The 22780-nt window shown below is 66.3% G+C and carries 21 protein-coding genes and 1 pseudogene; 9 read left to right on the top strand and 13 right to left on the bottom strand.

Translation table 11 applies throughout. From position 1 onward, the window contains the following. Positions 1-19: 19 nt before the first annotated feature. A complete protein-coding gene (locus tag U1839_RS11975; protein WP_332803851.1) occupies positions 20-1231 on the bottom strand; it encodes a LysR family transcriptional regulator in 1212 nt (403 codons plus the stop codon). Positions 1232-1328: 97 nt separating this feature from the next. On the opposite strand from U1839_RS11975, the gene ligK reads away from it, so the two are divergent. The 4 genes from ligK to U1839_RS11995 are packed head-to-tail and all read left to right on the top strand — an operon-like array spanning position 1329 to position 5638. Continuing rightward, complete coding sequence (gene ligK, locus U1839_RS11980) at positions 1329-2003, top strand: 4-carboxy-4-hydroxy-2-oxoadipate aldolase/oxaloacetate decarboxylase (RefSeq protein WP_332803852.1); 675 nt, start codon at positions 1329-1331, stop codon at positions 2001-2003. After that, on the top strand, positions 1996-3051 hold the full coding sequence (locus U1839_RS11985; protein ID WP_332803853.1) for a 4-oxalomesaconate tautomerase: 1056 nt from the start codon (positions 1996-1998) through the stop codon (positions 3049-3051). The genes ligK and U1839_RS11985 overlap by 8 nt, the downstream gene beginning before the upstream one ends. Further along, the gene (locus tag U1839_RS11990) at positions 3048-3929 is read left to right on the top strand and encodes an amidohydrolase family protein (RefSeq protein WP_332803854.1); all 882 of its coding nucleotides are present in this window, start codon (positions 3048-3050) and stop codon (positions 3927-3929) included. Before U1839_RS11985 ends, U1839_RS11990 begins: the two co-directional genes overlap by 4 nt. Further along, positions 3929-5638 carry an acyl-CoA dehydrogenase family protein gene (locus U1839_RS11995; RefSeq protein WP_332803855.1) on the top strand — a complete coding sequence of 570 codons (1710 nt, stop codon included), beginning with the start codon at positions 3929-3931 and terminating at the stop codon, positions 5636-5638. The genes U1839_RS11990 and U1839_RS11995 overlap by 1 nt, the downstream gene beginning before the upstream one ends. 42 nt (positions 5639-5680) lie before the next feature. Here U1839_RS11995 and U1839_RS12000 read toward each other — a convergent pair whose 3' ends face one another. Next, positions 5681-6145, bottom strand: a complete 465-nt coding sequence (locus U1839_RS12000; RefSeq protein WP_332803856.1) for a Saro_0803 family transcriptional regulator — start codon at positions 6143-6145, stop codon at positions 5681-5683. Between the two features lie 104 nt (positions 6146-6249). On the opposite strand from U1839_RS12000, the gene U1839_RS12005 reads away from it, so the two are divergent. Next, a complete protein-coding gene (locus tag U1839_RS12005; protein ID WP_332803857.1) occupies positions 6250-7719 on the top strand; it encodes a lignostilbene-alpha,beta-dioxygenase in 1470 nt (489 codons plus the stop codon). After that, complete coding sequence (locus tag U1839_RS12010) at positions 7716-8174, top strand: DUF3237 domain-containing protein (protein ID WP_332803858.1); 459 nt, start codon at positions 7716-7718, stop codon at positions 8172-8174. The genes U1839_RS12005 and U1839_RS12010 overlap by 4 nt, the downstream gene beginning before the upstream one ends. Positions 8175-8178: 4 nt before the next feature. On the opposite strand, the gene U1839_RS12015 is transcribed toward U1839_RS12010, so the two are convergent. From U1839_RS12015 to U1839_RS12040, 6 genes are all read right to left on the bottom strand, one after another. After that, positions 8179-9783: an MFS transporter gene (locus tag U1839_RS12015; RefSeq protein WP_332803859.1), complete on the bottom strand. Its 1605-nt coding sequence runs from the start codon at positions 9781-9783 to the stop codon at positions 8179-8181. Further along, positions 9780-10835 (bottom strand): amidohydrolase family protein, encoded by a 1056-nt coding sequence (locus U1839_RS12020; protein ID WP_332803860.1) that lies wholly within the window; start codon positions 10833-10835, stop codon positions 9780-9782. The genes U1839_RS12015 and U1839_RS12020 overlap by 4 nt, the downstream gene beginning before the upstream one ends. Beyond that, complete coding sequence (locus tag U1839_RS12025; RefSeq protein WP_332803861.1) at positions 10832-12424, bottom strand: FAD-binding oxidoreductase; 1593 nt, start codon at positions 12422-12424, stop codon at positions 10832-10834. Before U1839_RS12025 ends, U1839_RS12020 begins: the two co-directional genes overlap by 4 nt. Before the next feature lie 14 nt (positions 12425-12438). After that, on the bottom strand, positions 12439-13866 hold the full coding sequence (locus tag U1839_RS12030; RefSeq protein WP_332803862.1) for an NAD-dependent succinate-semialdehyde dehydrogenase: 1428 nt from the start codon (positions 13864-13866) through the stop codon (positions 12439-12441). Positions 13867-13980: 114 nt separating this feature from the next. Beyond that, complete coding sequence (locus U1839_RS12035) at positions 13981-14751, bottom strand: nuclear transport factor 2 family protein (protein WP_332803863.1); 771 nt, start codon at positions 14749-14751, stop codon at positions 13981-13983. 73 nt (positions 14752-14824) lie between these two features. Then, positions 14825-16249, bottom strand: a complete 1425-nt coding sequence (locus tag U1839_RS12040) for an MFS transporter (protein WP_332803864.1) — start codon at positions 16247-16249, stop codon at positions 14825-14827. A gap of 132 nt (positions 16250-16381) precedes the next feature. Between U1839_RS12040 and U1839_RS12045 the strand changes: the two genes are divergently transcribed. Further along, the gene (locus tag U1839_RS12045) at positions 16382-17284 is read left to right on the top strand and encodes an SDR family NAD(P)-dependent oxidoreductase (protein ID WP_332803865.1); all 903 of its coding nucleotides are present in this window, start codon (positions 16382-16384) and stop codon (positions 17282-17284) included. Between the two features lie 27 nt (positions 17285-17311). On the opposite strand, the gene U1839_RS12050 is transcribed toward U1839_RS12045, so the two are convergent. The 4 genes from U1839_RS12050 to U1839_RS12065 are packed head-to-tail and all read right to left on the bottom strand — an operon-like array spanning position 17312 to position 20250. Continuing rightward, positions 17312-17662 (bottom strand): dihydroneopterin aldolase, encoded by a 351-nt coding sequence (locus tag U1839_RS12050; protein WP_332803866.1) that lies wholly within the window; start codon positions 17660-17662, stop codon positions 17312-17314. 2 nt (positions 17663-17664) lie between these two features. Next, positions 17665-18522 carry a bifunctional 5,10-methylenetetrahydrofolate dehydrogenase/5,10-methenyltetrahydrofolate cyclohydrolase gene (locus U1839_RS12055; protein ID WP_332803867.1) on the bottom strand — a complete coding sequence of 286 codons (858 nt, stop codon included), beginning with the start codon at positions 18520-18522 and terminating at the stop codon, positions 17665-17667. Between the two features lie 4 nt (positions 18523-18526). Continuing rightward, positions 18527-19381: a formyltetrahydrofolate deformylase gene (gene purU / locus U1839_RS12060; RefSeq protein WP_332803868.1), complete on the bottom strand. Its 855-nt coding sequence runs from the start codon at positions 19379-19381 to the stop codon at positions 18527-18529. Continuing rightward, positions 19378-20250 (bottom strand): methylenetetrahydrofolate reductase, encoded by an 873-nt coding sequence (locus tag U1839_RS12065; RefSeq protein WP_332803869.1) that lies wholly within the window; start codon positions 20248-20250, stop codon positions 19378-19380. Before U1839_RS12065 ends, purU begins: the two co-directional genes overlap by 4 nt. A gap of 91 nt (positions 20251-20341) precedes the next feature. Here U1839_RS12065 and U1839_RS12070 point away from each other — a divergent pair, with 91 nt between their 5' ends. Together U1839_RS12070 and desA are read left to right on the top strand one after the other, a co-directional pair. Next, positions 20342-21079: an alpha/beta fold hydrolase gene (locus U1839_RS12070; RefSeq protein WP_332803870.1), complete on the top strand. Its 738-nt coding sequence runs from the start codon at positions 20342-20344 to the stop codon at positions 21077-21079. A gap of 28 nt (positions 21080-21107) precedes the next feature. Beyond that, positions 21108-22505 carry a syringate O-demethylase gene (gene desA / locus U1839_RS12075; RefSeq protein ID WP_332803871.1) on the top strand — a complete coding sequence of 466 codons (1398 nt, stop codon included), beginning with the start codon at positions 21108-21110 and terminating at the stop codon, positions 22503-22505. Positions 22506-22687: 182 nt separating this feature from the next. On the opposite strand, the pseudogene U1839_RS12080 reads toward desA, so the two are convergent. Beyond that, positions 22688-22780, bottom strand: a pseudogene (locus U1839_RS12080) (IS5/IS1182 family transposase); the annotation flags it as partial.

Below are 22780 nucleotides of genomic sequence, written 5' to 3' on the forward strand. Positions count from 1 at the left end.
AATCGGAATGCGTTGGCGGCTATTCGTTTTCCCGAATTGCGACCTCGGCGGATGCCGCTTCGATCAATTCGACGAGCCGGCGCTGCGCGGTCGTCGGCCGCCAGTCGGCACGCGTCGTCAGGCCGATCGTGCGCAGGCTGGCGGCCAGCGGCGGGCCGATCGTGGTCAGCAGGCCGGCATCGATTTCCAGCGCGACCTGATCGGGGGAAAGCAACGTCAGCAAGTCGCTGTCCTGCAGCAATCCGCGGATCACCATCACCGATCCACAGGCGATCGGCGCTGCCGGCAGGGTGCCACCCGCAAACAGGCGGTGCCAATGCGCGGCGAGCGGAGTCTCGCGGGAGCCGACGATCCAGGGAAAACCGGCAAGGTCATCGCGCGTCGGTGCTGCGATGCCGGCAAGCGGGTGGCCGGCGCGGGCGACCACCGCGAGGCGATCGGCAAACAAGGCGCGTTGGACCACCCCCGGTGGCGGCGTGTCGCGCAACGCACCGATCGTCATGTCGAGCAGGCCGTCGCGCAACGGGTCGATCAATTCTCGCCACGATCCTTCAATGACATCCACCGCCACGCCCGGCGCCGCCCGCGTGAACGCGGCGAGCGCGCGCGGCAGGATCAGCGCGCGCGACAGCGGCATCGCGCCGATCGCGATCCGGCCCGTACCGGCGGGATCGGCGGAGAGTTCAGCGATTCCTGCGGCGATTTCGCGCTCCGCGAGCCGCACACCGCGTGCCATCCGCTGGCCGTGCGCCGTCAGTGCGACGCCGCGACCGCGCCGTTCGACCAGTGGCACCCCCGTCACCTGTTCGAGATCGCGCACCGCCCGGTGCAGCGCGGGCTGCGACAGGCTGCTTTCGGCGGCTGCGCCGACGAAGCTGCCGGCATTGGCGACGTGCAGGAACGCTTCGAGCTGGGTGGCGGTCATCAATTGTTCGGGGCGCGAAAAACCACGCCCGGCGGTTCGCGCGCGACTGGCCGATCCCAGATAGGCGAAAGCGGCGGCGGCACGGCTCGCCATCACCAGCCCTGCCTCGGTCGGCGCCAGCCCGTCAGGGCGGCGGTCGAACAGGACGCGGTCGAGTTGACGCTCCAGTTTGGACAACCCTTGCGTCAGCGCGGGCTGCGACAACCCGACCCGCGTTGCGGCGGCACTCAACGTGCCATGCTCGACGACCGCCGAAAGCGACCGCAGATGGCGCAGGTTGAGATCGAAGGGAAGGGGAGTGGACATGGGATAGACATAGCAAAAACTTATGTGTCGCGCGCAATATGGATTGGGCGGCCCGTCGCGCGCGGGGCTAGCCGCGAGAAACAGAAGGAGAGCAGCCATGGCAGGACGCGTCGTCCGCAACATCCAACGCGCTTCGGCGGAGACGATCGACGGCCTTGCTGCCGCCGGCGTCGCCACCGTTCATGAGGCGCAAGGCCGGATCGGGCTGCTCGCCAGCCATATGCGGCCGATCTATGCCGGCGCACGTATCGCTGGTTCGGCCGTCACCATTTCGGCGCCGCCGGGCGACAACTGGATGCTCCATGTCGCGATCGAGCAACTGCACGAGGGCGATATCCTCGTCCTTGCCCCGACCAGCCCGTGCGAGGATGGCTATTTCGGAGACCTTCTCGCCACCTCCGCGATGGCGCGCGGCTGTCGCGGCCTGGTGATCGATGCGGGCGTGCGCGACGTGCGTGACCTCACCCGCATGGGCTTCCCGGTCTGGTCGAAGGCGGTATTCGCGCAGGGCACGATCAAGGCGACGCTCGGCTCGGTCAACGTACCGATCGTCTGTGCGAGCGCGCAGATTGAGGCAGGCGACGTGATCGTCGCCGACGACGATGGCGTCTGTGTCGTGCGGCGCGCCGATGCGGATGCGGTGCTCGCCAAGACGCAGGCGCGCGAAGCGGCGGAAGAGTCGAAGCGTGTCCGGCTCGCCGCAGGCGAACTCGGGCTCGACATTTATGACATGCGCGGCAAGCTGGAGGCGCTGGGGCTGCGCTATGAGTGACGGCATCCGGTGCATGTGGATGCGCGGCGGCACGTCGAAGGGCGCCTTCTTCCTCGCCGACGATCTGCCCGCCGATGTCGCGACGCGCGACGCGGCGCTGTTGCGGGTGATGGGATCGCCAGACCCGAGCCAGATCGACGGTATGGGCGGTGCCGATCCGCTCACCTCCAAGGTCGCGGTCGTGTCTCGCTCGGCGCGCGACGGCGTCGATGTCGATTACCTCTTCCTGCAGGTCTTCGTCGATCAGGCGATCGTCTCCGACAGTCAGAATTGCGGCAACATGCTCGCGGGAGTCGGGCCGTTCGCGATCGAACGCGGGCTGGTCGCGGCGGACGCCGAGACGACGCGGGTCGCGATCTATATGGAAAATACCGGCCAGATTGCCGTCGCGACGGTCGCGACGCCGGGCGGCACGGTGACCTATGCGGGCGATGCGCGGATCGACGGCGTCCCCGGCACGGCGGCGCCGGTGCCGCTCGAATTCCGCGATACGGCGGGCTCGTCGTGCGGCGCGCTGCTGCCGACCGGCAATGCGGCCGACGAGATCGAGGGCGTGCGCTGTACGCTGATCGACAACGGCATGCCGTGCGTCGTGTTCAAGGCGAGCGATGTCGGGGCGACCGGCTATGAGGATCGCGACACGCTCGACGCGGCGACCGAGCTCAAGGCGCGGATCGAGGCGATCCGGCTGAAGGCCGGGCCGATGATGAATCTGGGCGACGTCACCGACAAGTCGGTGCCCAAGATGATGCTCGTTGCCTCCCCGAAACACGGCGGCGCGGTAACCGTGCGCAGCTTCATTCCGCACCGCGCGCACGCGACGATCGGCGTGCTCGGTGCGGTGAGCGTCGCGACCGCCTGCATGATCGCCGGCTCGCCCGCTGCCGAGGTGGCGGTGGTGCCCGAAGGAACCAGCAAGACGCTGTCGGTCGAGCATCCGACCGGCGAGATGACCTGCGTCCTCACCACCGACGCGAATGGCGCGGTCGAGACGGCGGCGCTGCTGCGCACCGCACGCAAGCTGATGGACGGAGAGGTTTTCGTATGAGCACCGATGCCGCAGGGCGCATTCGCAGTTGGACCCTCGAGCCTTCGCGCCCGCGCTTCGTGCCGCTGGCCGGCGCGGTCGATGCGCATTGCCATGTGTTCGGCCCGGCCGACCTTTTCCCGTTCAGCGCCAAGGCCAAATATCTGCCGCAGGACGCCGGGCCGGACATGCTGTTCGCCCTGCGCGACCGGCTCGGCTTCGCCCGCAACGTCATCGTCCAGGCGAGCTGCCACGGCACGGACAACGCCGCGACGCTCGACGCGATCGCGCGCTCGGGCGGTCGCGCGCGGGGCGTCGCGGTGGTCGACCCGGCGATTTCCGATGCCGACCTCGCCGCGCTTCACGAGGGCGGCATTCGCGGCATTCGCTTCAACTTCCTGAAGCGCCTCGTCGACGATGCGCCCAAGGACAGGTTTCTCGAAGTTGCCGGGCGGTTGCCGGCGGGCTGGCACGTCGTCGTCTATTTCGAGGCCGATATCCTGGCGGAACTGCGCCCGTTCCTCGACGCGATCCCGGTTCCGCTGGTGATCGACCATATGGGGCGCCCTGATGTCCGTCAGGGACCCGACGGCGCCGACATGCGGGCGTTCCGGGCATTGCTCGACAGCCGCGACGACATTCATTTCAAGGCGACCTGCCCCGATCGGCTCGATCCGGCCGGCGCGCCATGGGATGATTTCGCGCGCGCCGTCGCCCCGCTCGTCGCCGATTATCCGACGCGTGTCCTGTGGGGCACCGACTGGCCGCACCCCAATATGCAGGATGCGATACCCGACGACGGCGCGCTGGTCGACATGATCCCGCGGATCGCGCCGACCGCGGAACTTCAGCACAAGCTACTCGTCGACAATCCGATGCGGCTCTACTGGGCGGATTGATGACCTATTCGCGTCAGGTCGAGGCGCTTGTCCGCCATCTGTCGATCGTCTCGTTTCTCGACCAGCTGACGGACGCGATTCCGGATGGCGTAGACCACGAGACCTGGGCCGCGATCATCGATCAGGCGGCGCGGTTCGCCGAGGGGGTGATCGACCCGCTCGACGCGACGCTCGATCGCGTCGGTGCCCGGGTCGAAGACGGCCGCGTCGTCTGCGCGCCGGGGCACCGCGACGCCTGGACACGCTTTGCCGGCGATGGCTGGCTGACGCTTGCCTTGCCGGAAGCATCGGGCGGGCAGGGCCTGCCGCTCGTGCTGACCACGGCGTGTGAGGAACTGTTCAACCGCGCGTCCTGCGCCTTCACGATGCTCGCGACGCCGAACCGCACGGCCGCGGCGATGCTGAGCGGTGCGGCCGATGAAGCGACCTGCGCCGCGTGGGTGCCAAAGCTCGCATCGGGTGAATGGGCCGCGACGATCTGCATTTCCGAGCCCGAGGCGGGGTCGGATGTCGGTCGCGTGCGAACCCGCGCAACGCGTCATGACGATGTATCGTGGCGGGTCACCGGCGAGAAATGCTGGATCAGCTATGGCGATCACGACCTGACCACGCGCATTGGCCATTGCATGATCGCGCGCTCTTCGGACGAGCCCGGCGTGCGCGGGCTCAGCCTGTTTCTCGTCCCCGATCGCCTCGACGACGGCTCGCCCAATGGCGTGGCGCTGCGACGGATCGAGGAGAAGCTCGGCCTGCATGGCTCGCCGACCTGCGTGCTCGGCTTCGAGGAAGCGCACGCCATACCGATCGGTCAGCCGGGCCGCGGACTCCAGACCCTTTTCCACATGATGTTGTTGATGCGGCTCGCCTGCGCGCCGCAAGGCGTCGGGGTCGCGGAAGCTGCGCTCGCCACCGCTCTCGGTTATGCCCGGGACCGTCGCCAGGGCGGCGATCCGGCGGCCGCGCCGGTACCGATCGTCGCGCATGCCGACGTCCAGCGGCAATTATTGCGCATGGCCGGGCGGGTTGAAGTGGCGCGCGGGATTGCGCTGGTCGCGGCGGTGACAATGGATCTCGGCGAGCGGGCGCCCGAGGCCGATCGCGGCGGATGGCTGGCGCTGGCGCAATTCCTCCTGCCACTCGCCAAGGACATCTCGGCGCGGCTGGCGTTCGACGTGGCGAGCGGTGCGCTACAGGTGCTTGGCGGTGCGGGGTACACGCGCGAATGGTCGGTCGAGCGGCGCCTGCGCGACGCGCGCGTTTTCGCGGTCTTCGAAGGGACCAGCGGGATCCAGGCGATCGACATGGTCCATCGGCGGCTGTGGCGGGATCGTGGCGAGGGGCTCAATCGATTCCTGTCGGCGGCGCGTGGCGATCTGGTCGATGATCCCCATTCGCGCAGTGTGGCCGGCGTGCTCGATTCGTTGGAAGATGTCACGCGGACGGTCGAAGGGTGGCGCGATACGGCGCGCGAAGCCGATGCTGGCGCGACCGCCTTCCTCGAACTGTGCGGCCTTGCGGTCGGCGGATGGATCGCGTTGCGGCTGGTCCGCTTTGCCGGAGAGGACGAAACCGGCCGGCGGCTCGCGGCGGCAGCGGATTTCTACCTCGCCGAACTTCCCGCGCTGGCGGAGGCGGAAGCGCGTCTCGCGACACTGGGCGCGGCGCGGCTCGATGGATTTTCGGACTATCTCGGCCGGGGCAGCGATTGACGTCGGGCCGGCCGGGGTTGGCGCGCGCCTTGGCTGGTCACTTTATTCGTGGATGCGCCGCAGCAATTTGACGAACTGGGCAAGCTCGCGGTCGTTGAAGCGCGCCTTCAGCCATGCCTCATGCTCGATTACGCTGGCGCGCGCCTTGAGCAGCGCGTTATGCCCCGACGGCGTCAGGTGAAGCGTCTGGCGCCGCCGATCGCCGGTCGAGGCGCCGCGTTCGACGAAGCCGCGCTTCTGAAGCCGATTGATGATCGCCATCACGGTAGCGCGATCCATCTGCAGCCGTCGACCGATATCCGCCTGGGCGATATCGGGATGATCGTCGATCAGCCACAGCGCCGAGACCTGCTTCTGCGTCAGGTCGAGGTCGGCGAAGGTCTCGGTGAAGTGCCGATAGACCGCGCCATGGGCCAGACGGATGTGAAAGCCGACAATCTGGTCGATATCGCCGATGTCGGCTTCCGCCGCTGGCTTCTCGTCGATCGTCTCAGACTGGTAACTCATAGTAACAGTTTGAGCGTTTCATATCGCAGCGTCAATGCGCGCGCTTGAAAATATTGTTCGTCTTACATACAAAGTCGGCAACGATAGAATCGAGAGGATCGGCCATGACGCATTTCCCCGACACAGCTGCGTTCACCGGCTTCAACATGCCGTCGCGGGTCGAAGCCGACATCGCCGACCTCGATGTGAAGGGCATTATCCCTGCCGAGCTCAACGGCGCCTTCTATCGCGTCCAGCCCGATCCGCAGTTCCCGCCGCGCCTTGGCGACGACATTGCGTTCAACGGCGACGGGATGATCACGATGTTCCGTTTCCATGACGGACGCGTCGATTTCCGGCAGCGCTGGGCGCAGACCGACAAGTGGAAGCTCGAGCATGAAGCGGGCAAGGGCCTGTTCGGCGCCTACCGCAATCCGTTGACCGACGACGAGAGCGTCAAGGGCAAGATCCGCGGCACCGCGAACACCAACGCCTTCGTCTATGGCGGCAAGCTTTACGCCTTGAAGGAGGATTCGCCCGCGCTGGTGATGAACCCGGCGACGCTGGAGACCGAAGGCTATACCTGGTTCAACGGCGCGATGACCGGGCAGACCTTCACGGCGCACCCCAAGATCGATCCCGAGACGGGCGACATGATCGCCTTCGGCTATGCCGCCAAGGGCGTGCTGACGCGTGACATGACCTATTATGTCGTGTCGCCCGAGGGGGTGTTGAAGCAGGAACTGTGGTTCGAACTGCCCTATTACGCGATGATGCACGATTTCGCGATCACGCCCGATTACGCGCTGTTTCACGTCGTGCCGAGCACCTCGAACTGGGAGCGCCTCGAACAGGGGCTGCCGCATTTCGGCTTCGACACGACGTTGCCGGTCTATCTCGGCGTGCTGCCACGCCGCGCCGACGCGACGGCCGCCGACATCCGCTGGTTCAGGCGCGACAATTGCTTCGCCAGCCATGTGATGAACGCGTTTCAGGAGGGCACAAAGATCCACTTCGACACGCCCGAGGCGAAGAACAACATGTTCCCGTTCTTTCCCGACATCCACGGCGCGCCGTTCAACGGCAAGGAATCTGCCAGCTTCCTGACGCGCTGGACGGTCGACATGGCATCGAATTCGGACGACTTCGAAAGCTTCGAGCGGCTCACCGGCATGATGGGAGAATTCCCGCGCATCGACGATCGCCGCACGGGGCTGTCCTATCGCTATGGCTGGATGCTGGTGATCGACCCGACCAAGCCGGTCGAGCTGAAGGGTGGCAGCGCGGGCGGTTTCGTCATGAACACGCTCGGGCTGGTCGACCATGAAACCAAGCGCGAGCAGAAATGGTGGTGCGGCCCGACATCGTCGTTGCAGGAGCCGTGCTTCATTCCGCGCGGCGACGACGCGGCGGAAGGCGATGGCTGGATCGTCCAGGTATGCAATCGCCTGGAAGAACACCGCTCCGACCTGTTGCTGTTCGACGCGCTCGACATCGAGAAGGGGCCGATCGCCGAGATCCGAATCCCGATCCGCCTGCGCTTCGGCCTGCACGGGAACTGGGCGAATGCCGATCAGATCGGGCTGGCTGCGTGATCAAGCCCGGTCTCGAATTCGTCTACGAAGCTGGCGGGGCGCTGGGCGAGGCGATACCGATCGGCCAGACCTATGACGGCACGCGAAGGATCATCCCGATCTTCTCGGGTCCCGTCGAGGGCCCGAACATTCGCGGCAGCCTCCTCGGCCAGGGGGCGGACTGGCAACTGACGCGCGCCGATGGCGTGACGGTCGCCGATGCGACCTATGCGATCGAGACCGATGACGGTGTCGTGATCCAGATCCGCAACCGCGGGCTGCGTCACGGCCCGGCCGAGGTGATGCAGCGGCTCGGCCGCGGCGAGGATGTCGACCCGGCGGAATATTATTTCCGCACAGTTCCCGAATTCATTGCGCCGGTCGGGAAATATGACTGGCTCAACCGCAGCATCTTCGTCTGCGCCGGGGCGCGTTACGCGCTTGGCATCAAGCTGTGGGTGTGGCGGGTGACCTGACCCGTCAGATCGGTTCGCCCGCAGCGCGCGCGCGGTCGGCGAGGCCGGCATGGTCGCGGCGGACGCGCGACGCCAGGATCACCAGCATCACGACGATCGGGATCGCGACCCAGTTCACCGTCAGGATGGCGTGGCCGAGATTGCCGGTCGCGTCGCTGACCATGCCGACGATGTACGGACCCATCCCGAGCCCCGTGATCGTCGACACGACGATATAGAGGCTGGCGGTGATCCCGCGCATGCGCGGCAGCACCTGATCGTACATCACCGCATAAAGCGGCGGCAGCCACATCGTCAGCGCAAGGCTGAACACCGTGAAGCGCAGGTAGAAGTCGCTCGCCGTCGGCGCGGCATAGACCCAGGGCGCGATCAGCGGCGATATGCCGAGCGCGACGATCGTCACCCAGACGCGACCGCCCCCCGGCCAGCGCGCGCTGACCCAGTCGGACAGGGGACCAGCTATCATCGGGCCGATGATGCCCAGTGCCGTTGCCAGCAACCCGAACTTCAGGCCGGTTTCGGCTGGCGTGAGCGCGTAGGAGCGCATGATGAAAGACGGCGTGAAGCTCATATTGCCGTAATTGATCACCGACTGCAGCGCGCCGACCAGCATGCACAATATCAGCGAGGGCGATGTCGCGATCACCGCGAAGGCCGGCGGATCGGTGCGGCGCAGTGCCTGGAGCAGGTTGACGACGACGTACAGCCCAAAGCCGATCACGCCCCATTGCAGCGCGTGCGGGCTGATCGCCACGCCGCCAAGGACGATCGGCGGACGCGGCGAAAAGCCGTCGGCCCAGCGGACGATCAGGATGAAGCCCGTCACGATCACGCCAAGCACGCCGAGGTTAATCGCCCAGTCGCGTCGCGTCGCGCCCGCGCGGCCGAGCGCAACCCAGTTGGCGACGGGCGTGGCAGCGCCGAGGACGCGAAGGCTTGCGCGGAACGGGTGCGGATCCACGGGCGTCGCGATCCCGTCCATCGCGCCGCGTTGGGGTTCGCGTAGGCGCCACATCAGCAAGGCGATGAGGATTCCCGGCAGGGCCGCGACCACAAAGGCGAACTGCCAGCCATGGAAACCGAACGGCGCGCCACTGCCATGGTAGCGCGTATCCCACCATTGCGCGGCGACGCCGCCAAGGATCGAGGAGCCGCCGAGCCCGATCGCGATCGCTGCGGCGAGCACCGCCATCACCAGCCCGCGCTGGCGACTGGGGAAATAGTCGTAGACGAGGCTGGTGCCTGCCGGCTGCGATGCTGCCTCCCCAATGCCCACGCCCAACCGCGACAGCGCCAGCAGCGTGAAGCCGCCGGCGAACGCTGCGAGCCCGGTCGCGATCGACCAGAAGAAGATCGTGATCGCGAGCAGGCGTGTGCGCACCCAGCCATCGGCCAGGCGACCGAGCGGCAGCGAGAAGAGGGCATAGAAAAAGGCGAAGACGGTGCCGTAGAGCAGCCCCATCTCGGAGTCGCCGATGCCGAGATCGGCCTTGATGCTCGGCGCGAGGATCGCAAGGATATTGCGGTCGAGCAGGCTGATCGCCTGCGTCGCCGCCACCAGGATGAGCGCATACCAGGCGCCGGAGCGGATCGGCGCGGCGATGGTCACAGCTTGAACACGCGCTCGGCGTTGGTCTGCATCAGCTTCTTCTTCGCGGCATCGCTCACCTCGAGCAGATCGTGCGCGCGGACCTCGTCGGCGACATATTCGTAAGGGTAATCCATCGCGTACATCACGCGATCGTCGCCCATTACCTCCATCATCAGCTTAATCGCCGGAGGGAAAGGCATGCCGCTGGTCGTCGCCAGCACATTCTCGCGCAGACAGCCGAACAGGTCCTTCTGCAACGGCTTGAGGCGGGCATAGCGCTGCGAGCGCACGCCGGCCTTGTGCATGTAATCCATGCGATACAGCCAATAGGGGATCGCCTCGCCGCCATGCCCGACGGCGATCTGCAGATCGGGATAACGGTCGAAGATTCCCGTGGTGATGAGCCGCAACAGGTGCATCGCGGTCTCCACCCCGAAGCCGAAGATCGCGCCATCGAGCCCAGCATCGATCAGGCCGCCGATCATGTTGTCGGGCAGCGTCTGCGGGTGGATGTAGAGCGGCTGCCCGGTTTCGGCGAGCGCGCGGAAGATCGGGTCGAACTGCGGCTCGTCGAGATAGTGGCCGAGCGTGTGGCTGTTGACCATCACGCCGCGGAAGCCGAGTTCGCCGGCGCCGCGCTTGATCTCTTCCGCCGACCATGCGGGGTCCTGCGGCGCGATCGAGGTCATGCCGAAAAAACGCGTCGGATATTTTTCGCAGCGCTCGGCAAGATAATCGTTGGCGCGGCGCACCATCGCCTTGGCCTCGCTCACGTCGAGCAGCGGTTGCACGCCCGGCGAGGTGAGCGACAGGATCGCCACGTCGATGCCGGTCGCGTCCATGTCGGCGATGCGGCGCTCGCCGAGATCGAGCAGGCGTTCGATGATCTCGACCGCGCGCTCTGACGGCGACTGGGCGTAGAAGCCCCAGAGCGAGGTCATGCCCTTGTCCGCGGATCCGTCCTTGACCATCCGCAGATAGGCGTCGATCTGCTCGCGCGTGGCAAAGGCTTCCTCGGTGGCGATGCGCAGATAGCCGCGATCACCGCCGGTCTTGAGTTCATGGGTCATGTCGTGGGGATGTCCTGTTTGCGATAGGCCCTGGGCCAGATGCCCTGCTTGCCGGGCGAGAGGATGCCGTTGGGATCGAGGCTGTCCTTGATCGTTTCGGCGAAGCGGCGCTGGGCGTGGTCGTTGAAGCTATACTGCTCCGCCACGAGATCCATGAAGTCGAGGTGCGAGCGGTACTCGCCATAACCAAGCTTGCCGGCCGGCTCGATCATCGCCTTGCACGCCGCATAGGCGGCGGTCGCCTGGGCGGCGTTGCCGGTGTCGAAGACGACGAGCCCGACATGGATCATGCTGCGCTTCGAGACGATGATGACGCCGCTATAATCGAGCCCGGCTGCGTTGAGTTGGTTGCGTACCAGATCGCGAATCGCCGCGCCGTCGCGGCCGGTGATGGGCATCGCCGAGGAAAAGCCGATATGCCCGCCCTTGTCGCCGCCATACCAGCGGGTCATGCGGTCGAGCGCCATGCTGGGAATGCCGGCCTGCACCCGTTCGTGCGGGTTCTCCAGTTCGGGCAGGTTGCGGCCGTCATATTTGGAGAAGCTGATCGTCGCGCCGGGGATCGTGCCGAGCGCATCCTGGACGATCTCGCGCTGTCGCTCGACGATCTTCTCGTCACCGTACAGCGCGAAGCGCATCACCCAGCGCCCGAAGCCCGGCGTCTCGGCGATCTTGTCGATGATCTCATCCGGGATCGGTCCGTCGCCGGTGTACCAGTCGTCGCGGCCCCAGAAGGCGGAGGCGGCGCAGACCGCGTTGATGATCATCGGCTGGTTGGGGATCGTCCCGTCGAGCATTAACGGCCGCAGTCGTTCGAGCAGCAGTTCAAGGTCGCTGTCGTTGCGCAGCGTGAGCCAGCCCGGCATGTAGCAGTCGGGCGGGGGCATCAGCCACACGCCCATCTTGGTCACGATGCCGAAGTTCGACTGGCTGAACAGGCCGTCCGGGGAGGGGCCGCAGCCATGCTTGAAGACATGCCAGCCGCGCGGATTCTCCATCCCGCCCATGCCGGTGCGCAGGATGTCGCCATTGGCGAGCACGACCTCCATGCCGCACTGGCTCGCCATGTGGTCGCCCATCGGCGTGTAGCCGACGCCGTGGTCGAGCGTGTTGCCGACGATACTGCCCCAGCCGAGATCGGGGACCGACATCCACAGCCGCGATCCAGTGGCGCGCAGATGATCGTAGAGATCGAAGAAGCGCACGCCCGGCTCGACCAGCGCCCAGGCCGATTCCTCGTCGACCTGAAGCACCCTATTCATCCGCCGCAGCGAGACGACGAACGAACCCGAAACGCGCGGCGCCGGGCCGCCATAGCCGTTGTTGCGCCCTTGGCCGCTGGTCCATACCGGCGTGCCATGGGCATTGGCGACGCGCAGGATTGCCTGCACCTCTTCGACCGATGCCGGCATCAGCACCGCACCCGGCTCGTACCAGTCGCCCTCGGGCGGCGCGAACGGATCGCGGAACTCGGCGACCTGGACGGGATCGACGAGCAGTCCGTCGCGGCCGAGGATCGCCTCCATCTCGCGCAGCGCCGCGTCGATCGCGGCGGCGCGCGGCTTCAGCAACTTCGCATCCTCGACCATCGCGCGCTCCGATCCTATGCTTCGTGTACCGCCTTGGTGACGAGGCAGGCATCGAGCCCTTCCGGGCCGTCCTCCGAGCCGTGGCCCGACCATTTGACGCCGCCGAACGGCGAGTCCGCGCCGCCGATCATCATCGAATTGATACCGACCATGCCGCTCTCGATCTCGCGCGCGACGCGGCGCTGGCGCTGCGCGTCGCGCGTCCATGCATAGGCCGCGAGCCCGTAGGGCAGGCGGTTGGCCTCGGCGATCATTGCCGCCTCGTCGGCATAGGGATTGATCAGGGCGAGCGGGCCGAACGGCTCTTCGTTCATCACCGCCGCGTCGAGCGGGATCTGCGACAGCACGCTCGGCTGGTAGAAGAAGCCGCGATTGCCGATCCGCTCGCCGCCGGCGTCGAGCTTTGCCCCGCTGGCGGTGGCGTCGCCGATCAGCCGCTCCATCGCATCGGGGCGACGCGGATTGGCCATCGGCCCCATCACGCTCGCGGGATCGAGTCCGTCGCCGACGACGATGCGCCGCGCGCGCTCGGCAAAGCCGTCGCGGAAACGCTCGAACACATCTTCCTGGACGATGAAGCGCGTCGGTGAGACGCAGACCTGGCCGGCATTGCGATATTTCGACGCGACGACCGTGTTGAGCACCGCGTCGACATCGACATCGTCGAACACCAGCACCGGGCCGTGGCCGCCGAGTTCCATCGTCGTGCGTTTGCAATCCTCGGCGGCGAGCTTGGCGAGGTGCTTGCCGACCACCGTCGACCCGGTGAAGCTGAGCTTGCGGATGATCGGCGAGCCGAGCAGATGCCGCGAGACTTCGTCGGGCACGCCGAACACCGCCTGCGCCACTTCCGGCGGCAACCCAGCGTCGAGCAGGCACTGCAGCACGCCGAGCGCCGAAGCCGGCGTTTCCTCCGCCGCCTTGAGGATCACCGAGCAGCCGGCTGCGATCGGCGCGCCGAGCTTGCGACCGGGATTGCCGAGCGGGAAGTTCCACGGCGCGAAGGCGGCGACCGGGCCGACCGGCTCTTTCGTCACCGTCGAGCGCTGGCCGGCCGGGCGGACCAGCGTGCGGCCATAGAGGCGGAAGACCTCGCCGGCATAGAAGTTGAACAGGCCGACATTCATCAGCACTTCGATCTTCGCCTCGGCGAAGGTCTTGCCTTCTTCCATCGTCGCGACGCGGGCGAGCGCGTCCTGCCGCTCCAGCATCAGCCGCGCGGCGCCCTGAAGGACGGCGGCGCGCTCATGCGGGGTCGAGTTCCGCCAGCGGCGGAAACCGCGCTGCGCGGTATCGAGCGCGCGATCGAGATCGGCGGCATCGGCGAGCGGCAGTTCGGCAAGCGTCTCGCCGGTTGCCGGATTGACGACCGCGTGGGTCCGCCGCCCGCCGCCCGAGACGCGCTCGCCGTCGATGATCATGTAAAGTTCGGGATAGGTCATCGCGCTCGCCTCATTTACGCTTTTCCGGCAACCGGCCTGTCCAGCGCAGCAACCTTGCAAGGGTTGCTGCGCTGCGACAGGCACGGTGCCGACCGTGTCGGGTCGGTCGGAAGGCTAGGCGCCCGCCGCGGCGACCTTGGCAGCTTTCGCCGCCTGCTCGCGATCAATATCGCCCTGCCAGCGCTCCGGTACAATCGCCTTGCCGGTCACCGGATGCTTCATGTGGAAGGGGACGACCTTGTGCGTCGGCCACAGCCAATGGTCCTCGATCAGCGCATCGGGGCCGGTCGGGTCCTCGGGATAGGTGACGGACGGGAAGGGGACATATTCCGCTTTGGTGTTGGCCCAGCCGCTGTCGAAGTCGGCGTGCCATTGCGGCATGTAGTTGAGGATCTTGATCCGCCACACCCCGTCCACCTTCTCATAGGTGTTCTCGTAAATGCCGCCTTCCCACCATTGGCGCGCGCCGAGCATCGGGTTGGTGGGATCAGCGAAATCCTTGTGCCGTCCGGCCTGCATCATCGACCGTGCGCGCGCATGGGCAATCACCCCGTTCGGCTCGACGTCGATGATGTCCTGGAGCTGCGGGTGGTCGAGCAGGAAGCCGTCGATCGGGCCGTTCGTGCCATGGGTGAAGCGCTTCTGGAAGCGCTCGACATAGAGCCGGCGAATGCCTTCCTTGCCGCGCCACACGCCGCCGAAGAAGCACACTTCGCCATCGTCGGTGAACAGGTCGACGGTCTCGTTATAGAGGCATTTGTCGATGAGATAGCCGTAGAGATATTGCAGCTTGCGGATGTCGAGCTCGTCCTCGCGCTGCTGCAGGCGGCGCGACAGATTTTCCACGCTGTGTTCGAGCTTCGCGATGCGGTCGGCGTCGGCCATGTCTTCTCTCCCAAGAATCTAGCAAATCGATATGTATGCGTTGCATACAATCTGCGTTGTCCGGCGCCGCCTGTCAACGGCCCGCAGCTTCGAGCGCCTCGACTTCCTCGCGATACGGCCGGATCGCCCGCACCATGCACAAAGTCGCGATCGGCAGGAGGACTGAGGCGGTGATCACCAGCGTCTTCCACAGTTCGGCCTCGTTGCCGATCACCAGATCCTGCACCAGCCCGACGATGAAGCTGCCCATCGCGCCGAAGAAGGTGAACATGAACAGGTAGATCGCCGTCACCTGTCCGCGCATCGCATTGGGCGCGACGCGCTGGATCGCGGCATTTTGCGGGACGGCACCCGCAATGCCGAACATTGCGCCGAGGCTCATCACGCCGAGCGACATATAGCCGTTGGGCATCAGCGGCGAGATGATCGAACAGACCGTGACGCAGCCGAACAGGATCGCGGCGGCACGGACATTGGCGTCCTTGTAACGCTTGGCCAGCCATTCGACGAAGATGCCGCCGAGCAGCAGCCCGAGCAGCGAGGCGACAAGGATCATGCTCCCCATCACCGCGCCGATCTGCGCCTCGTTCCAGCCGAAGGTGCGAATCATGAAGGGGACGCGCCAGAATTGCAGCCCGAATGTCTCGATCGCGCTGAGCGCGAGACCCGCAAACAGCGGATAATAAACGCGCCGCTTGGCATGGATCGCCTGCGCCGCATCGAACCCGCTAAAGGTCAGCAGGCGCCGCCCGAGCGGGGCATCGCGCGGCGGCTGGACGGCGTCGGCATGCGGCGCCAGCCGCAAGGGCTCCTTCACGGTCAGGAAGAGCAACGCGACGAGCAGCCCGGGAATCCCGATCCACACCATGATCCACTGCCAGCCGAGAATCTTCAGGCCGCCGATATAGGTCGGCGCCCATTGCGCAGTCATGCCGATCAGCATGCCGCCGACGATCGGGCCGAGCGTGACGCCGCCGATGAACCCGAACTGCAATAGCGCGAAGGCGCGCGTCAGCTTTTTCGGTGGGAAGGCATCGGCGAGCAGCGAATAGGATGAGGGCGCATGCGCGGACCCGCCGGCGGCGAGGAAAACGCGCGTCCCGACAAACTGGGTGAAGGTCTGCGCGATCCCGCCCAATGCGGTGATGACGCCGATCACGGTAACCCCGCCGGCGAGCACATATTTGCGCGGGAAGATGTCCGCCAGCCGTGCGAGCGGGATGCCGATGAAGAGGTAGCAGATGATGCTCGCCGGCCCGGCGAGGAAGCCAAGTTGCGAATCGGTCAGGCCGAAATCGGTCTTGATGCGCTGCGCGAGCATGCCGAACACGACCTGGTCGAAAAAGGTCAGGAAGGTCGCCAGCACGATCACGAACAGCGCCCAATAGGCGGCGCCCGGCGACGACCATGTGCGTGCCGAGGCGGGTGATCCCTCGACGAGCGCCATTTCCTCGCTCGCCATGATTTCGGTAGCGGCGGCGGCGTGCGCGATGCCCATTCTCGTCCTCTCCTAATCGCGCATCGCTCGGGCGACGCGTCGTTTTGGCTTGGCAAACTGTAAGTGTAGAATACAATTCGGCGCAACGAAATTCGGGCGATCGAGCGCCCCGGAATCATCAGGAGAGACGAAATGAAAGATTTGGCGGGCCGCACGGCCTTCGTCACCGGCGGCGCGAACGGGATCGGCCTCGGTCTCGCCCGCGCACTGCTCGCACAGGGCTGTAAGGTCGCCATCGCCGACATTCGCGAGGACGCGATCGCCGCTGCCTTGAAGACGCTCGACAATCAGGAAGTGATCGGCGTCCAGCTCGACGTGGCGTCGCGCGACGGGTTCGCGGCGGCGGCGGACGAGGTCGAGGCAAAGCTCGGTCCGGTCAGCCTGTTGTTCAACAATGCCGGCATCAACCTCTTTCAGACGATCGACGATTCGTCGTTCGACGACTGGGACTGGGTGATGGGGGTGAACCTGCACGGCGTCATCAACGGCGTGATGACCTTCGTGCCGCGCATGAAGGCGAACGGGCAGGGCGGCCATGTCGTCAATACCGCGTCGATGGCGAGCTTCCTCTGCGGCCCTGCGCCAGGCATCTACAATACCACCAAATTCGCGGTGCGCGGGATGAGCGAATCGCTGCGTTACAGCCTCGCCCCGCATGGCATCGGCGTATCGGTGCTCTGCCCCGGGCTCGTGAAGAGCCACATCTTCGCCAGCGACGAGGTCCGCCCCGATGCGCTCAGGGCGGGGGCCAAGCCGGTCAACGACGAGATGGTCGGACGACTCGAAAAGCTCCACCAGGTCGGCATGGAGCCCGACGTCATCGCCGCGCGCGTGATCGAGGCGATCGGCGCGGACCGCTTCTACATCTTCTCGCACCCCGAATTTCGTGACGAGCTGCGCGGTGTGTTCGACGAGATCATCGCCGAATTTCGCGACTATCCCGAGGATGCGGGATATGCCGAGCGCGTCGCCTTCGAGCAAACCAGGCGTGAAAGCTACAAGGCGGCGCGCGCCGCTGCGCGAGGTGATGGCTGAGCCGGCGGCGCGCGCGGCCGGCACCGATCAGCTCCCGGCCGCGCTCAGACTGACCCGCACCGCCGCGAGACCGCGCGCCAGCGCCTGGGGCTTGGCGACGCGCACCGTGGCATCACGCACCGGGCCGAGCGCGAGGCACCGCTCGGCGAGCCGTTGCGCGAACACCTCGATCATGCCGGTATGCCGTTCGGCGATCGCCTCGGCCTCGGCGACGATGCGGCGATAGTCGACGCTGTCGCCGAGCGACGCGACCGTCACACCATCGGCAAGTCGCAGGTCGACCGAGACGATCAACGGCTGACGGCGGTCGAGCTCATCGGGGTTGATGCCGATGCGCGCCGACAGCGCCAGATCCTCGACGCTGACGATGATCGACATCCTCAGGCCTGCCCGGCGAGCGATGCCGCGCGCACGGTATTCGCCAGCAGACAGGCGATCGTCATCGGGCCGACTCCGCCGGGAACCGGGGTCGCGGCGTGCGCGTGGGCGAGTTCGTCGAACGCGACATCGCCCAATAATTTGGTACGCCCATTCTCAGCATCGACGCGGGTGATGCCGACGTCGATCACCACGGCGCCCGGCTTCACCCAGTCGCCGCGCACCAGATGTGGCGCACCGGCGGCGGCAACCACGATGTCGGCGGTGCGGACGATGTCGGGCAGCCCGCGTGTGGCGATATGCGTCACGGTCACGGTACATTCGCGTTCGAGCAGCAGCATCGCGACGGGTTTGCCGACGATGTTCGACTTGCCGATGACGACGGCGGCGAGCCCGCGATAATCGTCGATCACGCTGTCGAGCAGCATCATGCAGCCGAGCGGCGTGCACGGCACGAGACCCCCGGTCCCGGTCGATAGCCGGCCGACATTCACCGGGTGGAAGCCGTCGACATCCTTTTCGGGCACGATCCGGTCGAGCACGCGGCCGGCCTCGATCTGCTCGGGCAAGGGGAGCTGGACGAGGATGCCGTGTATGGCGGGGTCGTCGTTCAGCGTGTCGATCAGGGCGAGCAGCGTCGACTCCGGCGTGTCGGCGGGCAGCCGGTGTTCGGACGAGGCGATTCCGGCGCGTGCGCATTCCGAAACCTTGCGCGCGACATAGACCTCGCTCGCCGGATCCTCGCCGACCAGCACGACCGCTAGCCCCGGTCGAACGCCGCGCGCGACGAGCGCGGCGACGTCGGCGGCGACGGCCTCGGAGAGCCGGCGCGCCATCGCGCGCCCGTCGATCGGTGTCATCGCGTCAGCGGAAGACGACGGTGCGGGAGCCGTTCAGCAGAACGCGGTCCTGAAGATGGTAGGTCACCGCTTCGGCCAGCACGCGCCGCTCGATGTCGCGTCCCTTGCGGACGAGATCTTCGGGCGTGCTGGCGTGATTGATCGCCTCGACATCCTGCGCGATGATCGGTCCTTCATCGAGGTCGGCGGTGACATAATGCGCCGTGGCGCCGATCATCTTCACGCCGCGCTCATGCGCCTGGTGATAGGGTTTTGCGCCCTTGAAGCCGGGCAGGAAACTGTGGTGGATGTTGATGCAACGCCCCGACAGGAAGCCGGCGAGATCGTCCGACAGGATCTGCATGTAGCGCGCCAGCACGATCAGGTCGGCGCCCGTCTCGGTGACGATGCGCTTCACTTGCGCTTCCTGCTGCGCCTTGCTGTCCCTGGTGACGGGCAGATGGTGGAACGGGATGTCGCCGATCATCGTGATCTGCATCGCGCTGCGCGGATGGTTGGAGATGATCCCGACCACGTCCATGTCGAGTTCGCCGATGCGGTGACGATAGAGCAGGTCGCCGAGACAATGGTCGAACTTCGACACCATCAGCAGCACCTTTTGCCGCTCATGGGCGGCCCGCAGCGTCCATTCGGCGCCCATCTCCTGCGCGACGGGGACGAAGGCCGCACGCAACGCGTCGGCGTGGTCCTCGCCCGCTACTTCGAACACCACGCGCATGAAGAATCGACCGGTCAGCCGGTCGTCGAACTGCTGGGCATCGACGATGTTGCCGCCCTGACCGGTGAGGAAGCCCGCGACCATCATGACGAGGCCCGGACGGTCGTTACAGGACAGGCGGAGAGTCAGGCTTTGGGTCATGAATGTTGCGCCTCATAGTCGTTGATCCAGGCGACGGTTCGGGCGAGCCCGCCAAACGGATAGAAATGCAGCCGGACCGGGCCATGCGCGGGCGTGAGCCGCGCGGCCAGTTGATCGACCAGCGCGTCGGGGCCGGCGGTGCCGAGCAGCTTGGTGATCGAGATGCCATATTTGCTCAGCACCGAGGTCGACGCCCCGACGCCGCAATGCGCGGCAAAGCGGAGCAAGGTCTTGATGCCGGCAGGGCCGGGGACGCCGATCCGGACCGGCGCGTCGATCCCGCGCGCGCGCAGTGCCTCGAGCCAGGAAATGAACGGGTCGGGGTCGAAGCCGAACTGCGTGACGATCAACGTGGCCATGCCGCGGCGAGTGATTTCCGCCTGCTTCGTCTCCAGCGCGGTCCAGCACGCCTCCGCGTCCATTTGCGGATGGCCCTCGGGGTGGCCGGCGATGCCGATCGCCTTGATGTGGTAGCGTTCGAACAGACCCGTTTGCACCAGGCTCATCGTGTCGGCGAACGGCCCGGCCGGTACCGGCGGGTCGCCCGCGACGAGGAACATACGCCGCGCACCGGCTTCGGCCACCGTGCGACGCACGGTTTCCTCGAGCTCGTCGTGCGAGGTGATCCGACGCGCCGACAGATGCGGCATCGGTTCGAAACCGAGTTCGCGGACATCGGCCGCGGCGGCGATGCGCGCATCCATCGATTCGCCCGGCAGGAAGGTGATGGCGATCGGCGTTTCGGGTGCGATCGCGGCGGCCGCCTCGCGCAATGCGGGGCGATCCTTGGCGGTCATTTCGATCGAATAGCCATCGGTCATGCCCTTGGGCGGGCGAGACCAGGCGGGATGAATGGCGGGGATGGTCATCAACTGTCCTCTCGCGAGCCGTGCGATTGCTGCGCCGGATCCTCGAAAAGCCTCTAGCGCGGCCATTTCAGTTCGTATACATGAAATCTTCATGGACGCGAAATATCAGGATGCCACCGATCGCGGTGAGCCGTTGCTCGTCCTGCCCGGCCTGATGTGCGATTCGCGCATCTTCGCCGCGCAATGTGCCGCCTTCCCGCAAGCGATACCGGCCACGGGCTATGGCGACGCCGACGATCTCGGCGACATCGCCGCGATCGTCCTGGCAGATGCGCCGGCGCGCTTTGCGCTGCTCGGTCATTCGATGGGCGCGCGCGTCGCGCTGGAGGTCGTGCGGCGCGCGCCCGAGCGGGTCTCGCGACTCGCGCTGGTCAGCACCGGCGTCCATCTTCCTTCCCCGGACGAAGCGCCGAAACGGCACGTCTTGCGCGATCTGGGCCGGGCACAGGGCATGGCCGCGCTGGTCGATTCGTGGTTGCCGCCGATGGTCGCCCCGTCGCGTCGCGACGATGCGTCGCTGCTCGCGCCCTTGCGGGAAATGTGCATCCAGGCCGGCCTGCCGCAGTTCGAGGCGCAGATCGCCGCGCTGCTCGGGCGGCCCGAGGTCGAGAGCCTGCTCCCGCAGCTGACATGCCCGGTGCTGGTCGCCGTCGGCAGCGAGGATCGCTGGAGTCCGCCGGAACAACACGCCGCCATCGCGGCGCTTATCCCCGGCGCGCAGCTCGTCGTGATCGAGGGCGCCGGCCATATGCTGCCGGCCGAAGCGCCCGCGTTGCTGAACCAGGCGATCGCAGCATGGTTGCGCCAACCCGAAACACCCCATCTTTAGACCAACCGGATTTTACGAGGAGAGTTTCATGACCGAGAATACCCTGCAGCAACTGCTCGATGCGAGCGGCGACATCGTCGAACTGCTGCGTAACCAGCAAACCGGCCCCAACGTCTATCCCGGCGTCCCGGCGGAATATTCCAACTGGCGCGACGAGCAGCAGGCCTGGGCCAACACCTGCGTGCTGTTCAACCAGTCCTTCCACATGGTCGATCTGGCGGTCGAGGGGCCCGACGCCTTCGCCATGCTCAACCATCTCGGCGTCAACAGCTTCAAGGGCTTTGTGCCCGATCGCGCGAAGCAGTTCGTGCCGGTCACGCCCGAGGGTTATGTGATCGGTGACGTGATCCTGTTCTATCTCGACGAGAACAAGTTCAACCTCGTTGGCCGCGCGCCGACGATCGAGTGGATCGAATTCCATGCCGCGACCGGCGACTGGGACGTCACCGTCTCGCGCGACGAGCGCACCGCAGCGCGGCCCGATCCCGAGAATCGCCGCTCCTACCGCTTCCAGCTTCAGGGGCCGAACGCCATGAAGACGCTGGAAAAGGCGATGGGCGCGACGCCGCCGGACCTCAAATTCTTCCACATGACCCGGCTCCAGATTGCCGGGAAGGAAGTCCGCGCATTGCGCCACGGCATGGCAGGCCAGCCGGGTTACGAGCTGTTCGGCCCTTGGGCGGACTATGACGCGGTGCGTAACGCGCTGATCGAGGCGGGCAAGGATTTCGGCCTGACGCTGGTCGGCGGCCGGACTTATTCCTCGAACACGATCGAATCCGGCTGGATCCCGTCGCCACTGCCCGCGACCTATACCGGTGAGGGTACGCGCGCTTTCCGGGAGTGGCTGACGGCCAATTCCTACGAAGCCAAGGCGTCGATCGGTGGCAGCTATGTGCCGGACTCGGTCGAAGGCTATTATCTGACGCCGTGGGACCTGGGCTACGGGCCGTTCGTCAAGTTCGACCATGACTTTATCGGCCGCGAGGCGCTCGAGCGGATGGCGGGCCAGCCGCATCGCCGCAAGGTGACGCTGGCGCTCGACAATGAGGATCTGATGCGCGTCGTCAGCTCGCAGTTCACCAAGGCCGACCGCGCCAAGTATATGGAGTTCCCCTCGGCGGTTTATGCGATGCACCCCTATGATCAGGTGCTCAAGGACGGCAAGCTGGTCGGCTTGTCGACCTGGATCGGCTACAGCGCCAATGAGGGCCGCATGCTGACCCTGGCGATGGTCGATGCCGACTTCGCCGAGCCGGGCACCGAGGTGACCTTGCTGTGGGGCGAGCCCAATGGCGGCACGCGCAAGCCAACGGTCGAGCGGCACGTCCAGACCGAGATCAAGGCAATCGTCAGCCCGGTGCCTTATTCGGAAGTCGCGCGCGACAGCTACGCCGAGAGCTGGCGCAATCGCCAAACGGCGTGAGGCAGCGGGAGGGGCGACGCCAGTACTGTCGCTGGCGTCGCCCCTCCCTTTCAACCCCTCTCCCTCGTGGATTGGCGAACGGACCACCGCCACCTGTTTCAGGTCAGGCAGGAGCCTCGCCGACCCGCCGATCGCGATTCAACACTGCGTGAGCGTGCCTTAGAGCCTGATTCAAAAGTTTCTCAACTGATTGAGACTCTTGCGATTCTGCGGGTGATCATGCGGATGCTGGCGATGGTTGCCCATGCGGTCGAGCTTTCGATGGATCGTTCCCA

The sequence above is a fragment of the Parasphingomonas halimpatiens genome (assembly GCF_036663795.1).
Taxonomy (GTDB): domain Bacteria; phylum Pseudomonadota; class Alphaproteobacteria; order Sphingomonadales; family Sphingomonadaceae; genus Sphingomonas.

Excerpts from the sequence above, each read along its gene's own strand:
- U1839_RS11975 (WP_332803851.1), bottom strand. The coding sequence starts at position 1,231 with ATGTCCACTCCCCTTCCCTTCGATCTCAACCTGCGCCATCTGCGGTCG.
- ligK (WP_332803852.1), top strand. The coding sequence starts at position 1,329 with ATGGCAGGACGCGTCGTCCGCAACATCCAACGCGCTTCGGCGGAGACG.
- U1839_RS11985 (WP_332803853.1), top strand. The coding sequence starts at position 1,996 with ATGAGTGACGGCATCCGGTGCATGTGGATGCGCGGCGGCACGTCGAAG.
- U1839_RS11990 (WP_332803854.1), top strand. The coding sequence starts at position 3,048 with ATGAGCACCGATGCCGCAGGGCGCATTCGCAGTTGGACCCTCGAGCCT.
- U1839_RS11995 (WP_332803855.1), top strand. The coding sequence starts at position 3,929 with ATGACCTATTCGCGTCAGGTCGAGGCGCTTGTCCGCCATCTGTCGATC.
- U1839_RS12000 (WP_332803856.1), bottom strand. The coding sequence starts at position 6,145 with ATGAGTTACCAGTCTGAGACGATCGACGAGAAGCCAGCGGCGGAAGCC.
- U1839_RS12005 (WP_332803857.1), top strand. The coding sequence starts at position 6,250 with ATGACGCATTTCCCCGACACAGCTGCGTTCACCGGCTTCAACATGCCG.
- U1839_RS12020 (WP_332803860.1), bottom strand. The coding sequence starts at position 10,835 with ATGACCCATGAACTCAAGACCGGCGGTGATCGCGGCTATCTGCGCATC.
- U1839_RS12025 (WP_332803861.1), bottom strand. The coding sequence starts at position 12,424 with ATGGTCGAGGATGCGAAGTTGCTGAAGCCGCGCGCCGCCGCGATCGAC.
- U1839_RS12030 (WP_332803862.1), bottom strand. The coding sequence starts at position 13,866 with ATGACCTATCCCGAACTTTACATGATCATCGACGGCGAGCGCGTCTCG.
- U1839_RS12035 (WP_332803863.1), bottom strand. The coding sequence starts at position 14,751 with ATGGCCGACGCCGACCGCATCGCGAAGCTCGAACACAGCGTGGAAAAT.
- U1839_RS12040 (WP_332803864.1), bottom strand. The coding sequence starts at position 16,249 with ATGGGCATCGCGCACGCCGCCGCCGCTACCGAAATCATGGCGAGCGAG.
- U1839_RS12045 (WP_332803865.1), top strand. The coding sequence starts at position 16,382 with ATGAAAGATTTGGCGGGCCGCACGGCCTTCGTCACCGGCGGCGCGAAC.
- U1839_RS12050 (WP_332803866.1), bottom strand. The coding sequence starts at position 17,662 with ATGTCGATCATCGTCAGCGTCGAGGATCTGGCGCTGTCGGCGCGCATC.
- U1839_RS12055 (WP_332803867.1), bottom strand. The coding sequence starts at position 18,522 with ATGACACCGATCGACGGGCGCGCGATGGCGCGCCGGCTCTCCGAGGCC.
- purU (WP_332803868.1), bottom strand. The coding sequence starts at position 19,381 with ATGACCCAAAGCCTGACTCTCCGCCTGTCCTGTAACGACCGTCCGGGC.
- U1839_RS12065 (WP_332803869.1), bottom strand. The coding sequence starts at position 20,250 with ATGACCATCCCCGCCATTCATCCCGCCTGGTCTCGCCCGCCCAAGGGC.
- U1839_RS12070 (WP_332803870.1), top strand. The coding sequence starts at position 20,342 with ATGGACGCGAAATATCAGGATGCCACCGATCGCGGTGAGCCGTTGCTC.
- desA (WP_332803871.1), top strand. The coding sequence starts at position 21,108 with ATGACCGAGAATACCCTGCAGCAACTGCTCGATGCGAGCGGCGACATC.